6 protein-coding genes and 1 pseudogene are annotated in these 6,466 nt (G+C 65.5%); 2 read left to right on the top strand and 5 right to left on the bottom strand.

What is annotated here, in order from left to right:
- The 3 genes from ACIQ42_RS14415 to ACIQ42_RS14405 form a co-directional block, all read right to left on the bottom strand.
- Nucleotides 1–321, bottom strand: a 321-nt coding sequence (locus tag ACIQ42_RS14415; protein ID WP_397422955.1) for an acyltransferase family protein, incomplete at its 3' end; no start/stop codon positions are given.
- A 60-nt stretch (nt 322–381) separates the two neighbouring features.
- Nucleotides 382–2,577 (bottom strand): molybdopterin cofactor-binding domain-containing protein, encoded by a 2,196-nt coding sequence (locus tag ACIQ42_RS14410; RefSeq protein ID WP_397422954.1) that lies wholly within the window; start codon nt 2,575–2,577, stop codon nt 382–384.
- Between the two features lie 11 nt (nt 2,578–2,588).
- Entirely contained in the window at nt 2,589–3,065 is a 477-nt protein-coding gene (locus ACIQ42_RS14405) for a (2Fe-2S)-binding protein (protein ID WP_397422953.1), read from the bottom strand.
- Nucleotides 3,066–3,195: 130 nt separating this feature from the next.
- Here ACIQ42_RS14405 and ACIQ42_RS14400 point away from each other — a divergent pair, with 130 nt between their 5' ends.
- Nucleotides 3,196–3,534 carry a c-type cytochrome gene (locus ACIQ42_RS14400; RefSeq protein ID WP_397422952.1) on the top strand — a complete coding sequence of 113 codons (339 nt, stop codon included), beginning with the start codon at nt 3,196–3,198 and terminating at the stop codon, nt 3,532–3,534.
- Between the two features lie 4 nt (nt 3,535–3,538).
- Complete coding sequence (locus tag ACIQ42_RS14395; RefSeq protein ID WP_397422951.1) at nt 3,539–4,423, top strand: NAD(P)-dependent oxidoreductase; 885 nt, start codon at nt 3,539–3,541, stop codon at nt 4,421–4,423.
- 18 nt (nt 4,424–4,441) lie between these two features.
- Here the strand turns inward: ACIQ42_RS14395 and ACIQ42_RS14390 are convergent, their stop codons facing one another.
- Both ACIQ42_RS14390 and ACIQ42_RS14385 read right to left on the bottom strand, forming a co-directional pair.
- The gene (locus ACIQ42_RS14390; RefSeq protein ID WP_397422950.1) at nt 4,442–6,106 is read right to left on the bottom strand and encodes an MFS transporter; all 1,665 of its coding nucleotides are present in this window, start codon (nt 6,104–6,106) and stop codon (nt 4,442–4,444) included.
- 114 nt (nt 6,107–6,220) lie between these two features.
- Nucleotides 6,221–6,466 (bottom strand): annotated as a pseudogene (locus tag ACIQ42_RS14385) (peptidase M20); the annotation flags it as partial.

The raw sequence follows: 6,466 nt of genomic DNA, 5'->3' as shown, positions 1-6,466 counted from the left end.
ACGAAGGACGTAGAGCGCGGCCTTGGGCCAGTATTCGGTCGCCGGCGCCGTGGTGAAAAACCCGAGCGCAACGACAGTGACCACCAGCGACGCGATCAGGCCCGGCTCGATCCGCAGCAGCCGCTTGAGGAGGTAAGACTTCGGGTCTCGCTGGTAGCTGCCCGTGACCAGATAGCCGCTGATCACGAAGAAGATCGAGACGCCGAGCGCGCCCAGATCCTCCACGCCCCATATCCGCACGGGCGCCTGCCCGGCCAGCGGGTAGGTATGGCTCACCACCACAAGCAGCGCCGCGATCAACCGCATCAGGTCGAAGTTCATCGACGCAGCGGTAGCACGGGAATCAGGGTTTCCACCCCATCCGGCTGCGCAAAATCCCGATCAGGCCTTGACGAACGGTTGGCTCAACGTCGGCTTTCCAGTGAGCGTCAGCAACGCGTTGGCGACGGCGGGTCCGATCACCGGCGTTCCGGGCTCACCGACCCCGGTGGGCGGGTTCGTCGATGGCAGGATGTGGGTTTCCACCGTCGGAGCCTCGGAATTGCGCATCACCCTGTAGGTATCAAAATTCCCCTGGTCGACCACGCCATCGGTCAGGGTGATCTCGCCGTAGAGGGTCGCCGACAGACCGTAGCAGGTTCCGCCTTCCATCTGGGCGGCGATCTGATCGGGAGAGATGGCCGTGCCGCAATCGATGGCCGTGACCACGCGGCCCACTCTGGGCTGGCCGTTTTCCAGCTTCACCTCGGCCACCTGGGCCACCACCGAGCCGAAGCTCTCGTGAACCGCGACGCCGCGGGTCCAGCCGGCCGGCGCAGGCGAACTCCAGCCCGCCTTCTCCGCCACAAGATCAAGCACAGCGATGTGGCGCCTGGCGCCAGCCTTTTCGTAAAGGGCGCGGCGGTAGGCGATCGGGTCCTTGCCCGCCCGCCTGGCCAACTGGTCGATGGTGTGTTCCATCACATAGGCCGTGTGGGTCGCGCCCACAGAGCGCCACCAGAGCACGGGCACGCCGACGTCCGGCATGATCAACTGGGCGTCGACGATGGGCGTCGCCTTCAAATAGGGCGATCCCAGCGCGCCTTCGACCGCGGTGGGATCTATATCCCCGCCGGACATGCCAGGAGGCGCCCCCTTCATGATCGACTGGGTGACCACCCGATGACGCCATGTCGCCGGGAAGCCTTGCGCGTCCGTGGTCACGCGAACCGTGTGATGGACGATGGGCCGGTAGTATCCTGCCCGCATGTCATCCTCGCGGATCCAGACCAGTTTCACGGGCCGTCCGCCGCCCACCTTCCTGGCAATATGGACACACTCGGTGACATAGTCTGACTTCAGGTTGGCGCGGCGTCCGAACGAGCCGCCGGCGAACAGGGTTTCGATCTGGATCGATCCCGGCAGCGCCTTGACGATACCGGCGGTGTTTATCTGGTCCATGGTGGGCGATTGCGATCCGAACACCAACCGGGTCGGGCCCTTGCCCACCATGGCCACGCAGTTCATCGGCTCCATAGTGGCGTGCGCCAGATAGGGGAAGTCGTAAGCGATCTCCAGCGCATTGCTGCCGGCGGCAGCTTTGGCGGCGTCGCCCTTGGAGTCAAAGGGCTTCCAACCGCCTTTTTCCGGGGCAGCGGTCTTGCCGGAAGCCAGATCCCTGAAGCTGTCCAGAATCTGGGCCGAGCCACGGGTCTCCGCCTTGGCTTCATCCCATTCGACCTTCAGCGCCTCTCGGCCCTGGCGCGCCGCCCATGTGTTTTCCGCCACGACGGCGACGCCGGTGGGGATCTGATGCACGGCCACGACGCCTGCGATCTTGCTGGCTGCGGCGGCGTCGAACGACTTCACCTTGGCACCGAATTTCGGAGCATGGGCGACCATGGCCACCAGAAGATCAGGACGCTTGACGTCCAGGGTATAGGTCGCAGCGCCCGTGCTCTTGATGCGCGAGTCCTTCCGGCGGACGCGATCCGTGCCGATCAGGGTGAAGGTCTTGGGGTCCTTCAGCAACGGCGCTTCGGGTGGCGTGATCCTGGCCGCTTCGTCGAGGAGATCTCCGAACCCGGCCTGCTTGCCCGAAGCGTGGCTCAGGACCCCGTTTGCGACCCTGATCTCGGCGGCTGGAACACTCCATTTCGCCGCAGCGGCCTGCACGAACATGGCCCGCGCCGCGGCGCCCGCCGTGCGGAGTTGGGTCCAGGAATTGAAGATCGCCGACGATCCACCGGTGCCCTGGGCGCCGCCCGTCATGGAATTGCCGTAGAGCTTGGCGTTGGCGGCGGCTTGCTCCACAGAGACCCGGGACCAGTCCGCGTCCAGTTCCTCCGCCGCGATGGCGGCCAGACCGGCATGGTTGCCCTGTCCAAACTCGATGTGCTTCGAGATCACCGTGACCGACCCGTCGGCCGCGAACTTGAGGAAGGGGCCAAAGGCGCCGACCTCGACCTTGGACCCGGCCGAAAGGATGTCGCCGATCGAGCATCCGACCAGCAGGGATCCTCCGACCAGGGTGGCGCCGACCACCAGCGCCTGGCGGCGGGTAGGTGCGCGAACGATATCCGTGAGAGGCTTGTTCATAGCGCTCGCTCCTAGGCCTTGGCCGCTACAGGCTGAAGGGCTGGCCCGGCGGCCACCTCTTTGATCGCCGCGCGGATGCGCTGATAGGCGCCGCAGCGGCAGATGTTGCCATCCATGGCCGCGCTGATCGCGGCGTCATCAGGCTTCGGGGTCTGGGCCAGCAGCGCCACCGCGCTCATGATCTGGCCTGATTGGCAGTAGCCGCACTGGGGCACGTCCAGTTTCACCCAGGCTTCCTGCAGAGGGTGCGTCCCGCCCAGGCCCTCGATGGTCGTGATCTTGGCGGCGCCAACCGCCGATACCGGCATCTGGCAAGACCGCATCGCCTGGCCGTCGACAAGCACCATGCAAGCGCCACATTGGGACACGCCGCACCCGTACTTGGTGCCAGTCAGCCCTAGTTCATCCCGGAGCACCCATAGCAACGGCGTATCGGGGGCCGAGTTGACGTTCAAGGGCCGTCCGTTCACATCCACCGTGGTCGCCATGGGGCGTCTCCAGTTGCCTGATTTGAGGTCAATCCTAACGCCGTTCAGACTATCGCGTAAATCCGGCCTTGGTCGATTGTCGCCCATTACGCTAATCCGTACCGAGCCTACGAAACCCGCAGGAGAGTCCATGTTCCGTGTCGTCCCCCTCGCCATCGTGCTGACCCTGGCCGCCGCCCCGGTGCTGGCCGCCGATGGCGCGCAGCTGTTCAATATGCAGTGCAAGATGTGCCACGGCGGATCCGTGATGGGTCCAAGCCTTGCGGGCGTCGCCGGCGGCAAGATCGGTGCGGGCGCCTTTGCCTATTCACCGGCCCTCAAGGCCAAGGGCGGGACGTGGACGGACGCCAATCTCGACACCTACCTGAAGCAGCCTGCAACCTTCGCGCCCGGCACCAAGATGCTGATCAATGTGCCGAACGACGAGAACCGGGCCGCAATCATCGCCTATCTGAAGACCCTCAAATAGCCTCATGGACGCCTTTCCCGCCTTCTTCCCGCTGGCCGGCCGTTCGGTGGCGATCGCAGGCGAGGGCGAAGGGGCCGAGGCCAAGGCGCGGCTGTTCGCAGGCTCACCGGCGCGGGTGGTGAGACTTGGCCCTACTCAGGCGCTCGATTCCGGGAACTACGTCGGCGTGGCGCTGGCCTTCATTGCCGGTGATGACGAAACCTGGGCGCGCCAGGCCGCAGACGCGGCTCGCGCGGCGCACGTGCCCGTGAACGTCGTCGACCGCCCGACGCTCTGTGACTTCACCACCCCGTCCATCATTGACCGCGGCGTCGTCGTCGCGGCGATCGGCACCGGCGGCGCGTCGCCCATGCTGGCGACCATGCTGCGCCAGGACATCGAGGCCCGGACGCCTGAGGGGATCGGGCGGGTCGCAGAGCTGTTACGGACGACGCAGGATGAGGTGCGTGCGGCCTTCCCGGAGGCGGGCGCTCGCCGCAGGTTCCTGCGCGCGGCGTTATCCAGTCCGGCGGCCGCGGCCGCTTCGGCGGGCGCAATGAACCAGGCGACGGCTTTGCTGCGCGCGATGTTGACCGCTGGCGACGCGCCTGTCGGAAGCGTCAACTATGTTGAGGCTGCCGGTCCAGCCGAACGCCTGACCCTCAAGGCCGTCCGCGCCCTGGCAAGCGCCGACGTGCTGGTCTGTGACCCGGACATCAACCCGGACGTTCTGGCGCTGGCGCGCCGTGACGCCGAGCGCCTGGACCCGGCGAGCGTCGCGCAGATGCGGCAATGGACGCTGTCTGGACAGTTGGTGATCCGGCTGGTGGGCGCCGGCGACTGGCGCGCAGAGCAAGCCAGGCTGGACGCCGCTGCGGTACGCACCGAGGTACTGCCCGTCGCCCGTTAGACCTTCCCTGCGCCCCGCCTAACGATCCAGCGGTCGTCCCTTCGTCTCCGGCAGCAGGAAGAAGCACACCACCACCGACAACGCCGTGAAGGCGAACGGGTACCAGAGGCCGGAGTAGATATCCCCCGTTGCCGTCACGATGGCGAAGGCCGTGAAGGGCACGAAGCCTCCGACCCAGCCGGTGCCCACATGGTAAGGCAGCGACATCGCCGTATAGCGAACGCGGGTGGGGAACAGTTCCACCAGACTGGCGGCGATGGGGCCGTAAAGCGCGCATGCAGCGACCACAAAGACAAACATCACCCCCAGCGCGCCCCAGATGTTCATGCGCTTTGGATCAGCCTTGGTGGGATATCCCGCCTGGGCCAGGGCGGCCTTTATGCGCGTCTCCACGCTGGCCTTGACGGCCTTTGCGACGTCAGGACTAAGGCCCACGGCTGAGGTGGACGGCACCGTCCATGCGCCGACCCGCACCATCGCCGTCTGCCCCGGGACACCGGCTTCATTGCGGTAGGATACGCCGGCGTTGGCCAGGGTCGACTTGGCGATGTCGCAGGCCGACAGGAAGCTGGCCTTGCCGACCGGATCGAACTGGAGGGAGCAATCCGCCGGATCGGCGATCACCACCACCGGCGTCCGGGCCTCGGCCTCCGCCAGTGCTGGATTGAGGGTCTGGGTCAGCAGGTGGAAGCCCGGGAAATAGGCCACCAACATTAGCACCATGCCAAACATCATCACGGTCTTGCGGCCAAGCCTGTCCGAAAGCCAGCCGAACACCACGTAGAGCACGGCGCTAATGGCCGTCATGGTCAGCAGTATCAGGCTGATGGTCTCGGGCGGCACCTTCAGGAACCGCTCCATGAAGGTCTGGGCATAGAAGAATGAGGTGTACCAGACCGCGCCCTGGGCAAACATCACGCCCACGAGGGCGATCAGCACCAGTTTAAGGTTGGGCCAGCGTCCGAACGCCTCGGTGAAGGGCGCCTTGCTCTCGTTGCCCTCGGCCTTGAGCCTGGCGAACTCGGGGCTTTCTTTCAGCTTCACCCGCATCCAGATGGAAATAGCGAGAAGGACCCCTGAAAACAGGAAGGGTATCCGCCAGCCCCAGGCGTCGAAAGCCTCGTTGCCCACAGCCAGACGGGTCAGAAGGATAACGATAAGCGCGCCGAACAGGCCGAACGCTGCAGAACTCTGGATCCAGCTGGTGGCCTGACCGCGCCCGTTGGCGGGCGCATGCTCGGCCACATAGATCGCCGCGCCGCCATACTCTCCGCCCAGCGCGAAGCCCTGGATGATCCGCATCAGGATCAACAGGATCGGCCCGATCAGTCCGGCCTGGTTGTAACTGGGCAAAAGGCCGATCGCGACCGTGGCGCCGCCCATCAAAAGCACCGTGGCCAGGAAGGCGCCCTTGCGGCCCTTGCGGTCACCGATCCGCCCGAACACGAGGGCGCCCAGCGGCCGGAACAGGAAGCCGGCGCCGAACAGCGCCAGCGCGGCGGCAAATCCTGCAGTTTCCGGCAGCCCGGTGAAGAAGGTCTTGGAGATGACGCCCGTCAGGCTTCCAAAGACGAAGAAATCGTACCACTCAAAGGTCGTTCCGGCGGAGGACGCCGTGATGACGGTGCGCAGGGATGTGGGCTTGTCATCCGACTCTGCAGCCTGCGCAGCGGGCTCCGTCATGCTCTCGTGTCCTTCCCAATGACTGAATCATCGTTGATCTAGCACCGGTTCGCCATCACAGGCCAACCCGTCGTTCGCGGCCTCCCGGTGGGCCGACCGTGGATCCAGGGCGACTTACTTCACCCCGACGTAGATTTTCAACAGATCGAACAGATAGTCGCGCCCTGCATACAATAACGATGCACGCACTCGCTCGTTGAGGCCGTGAACGCCATTGCCGTCCGGGTCGCCAAACAGCCCGGGCACACCATAGATCGGCAGTTTGACCGGGCCGAAGTAGAGCGCATCCGTCGCACCCGAAGACATGGCCGGCAACAGCGGCACTCCAGGGAAGTGCCTGGCGGCCACGGTCTTCATCGG

It is taken from the genome of Phenylobacterium sp. (assembly GCF_044372605.1).
In the GTDB taxonomy this organism is placed as follows: Bacteria; Pseudomonadota; Alphaproteobacteria; order Caulobacterales; family Caulobacteraceae; genus Phenylobacterium.
The sequence above is the reverse complement of the archived record's forward strand: the minus strand, read 5'-3'. Positions and strand labels throughout refer to the sequence as shown.

Bases quoted from the DNA above. Each gene is read 5' to 3' on its own strand.
- ACIQ42_RS14410 (WP_397422954.1), bottom strand. From the start codon at position 2,577: ATGAACAAGCCTCTCACGGATATCGTTCGCGCACCTACCCGCCGCCAG.
- ACIQ42_RS14405 (WP_397422953.1), bottom strand. From the start codon at position 3,065: ATGGCGACCACGGTGGATGTGAACGGACGGCCCTTGAACGTCAACTCG.
- ACIQ42_RS14400 (WP_397422952.1), top strand. From the start codon at position 3,196: ATGTTCCGTGTCGTCCCCCTCGCCATCGTGCTGACCCTGGCCGCCGCC.
- ACIQ42_RS14395 (WP_397422951.1), top strand. From the start codon at position 3,539: ATGGACGCCTTTCCCGCCTTCTTCCCGCTGGCCGGCCGTTCGGTGGCG.
- ACIQ42_RS14390 (WP_397422950.1), bottom strand. From the start codon at position 6,106: ATGACGGAGCCCGCTGCGCAGGCTGCAGAGTCGGATGACAAGCCCACA.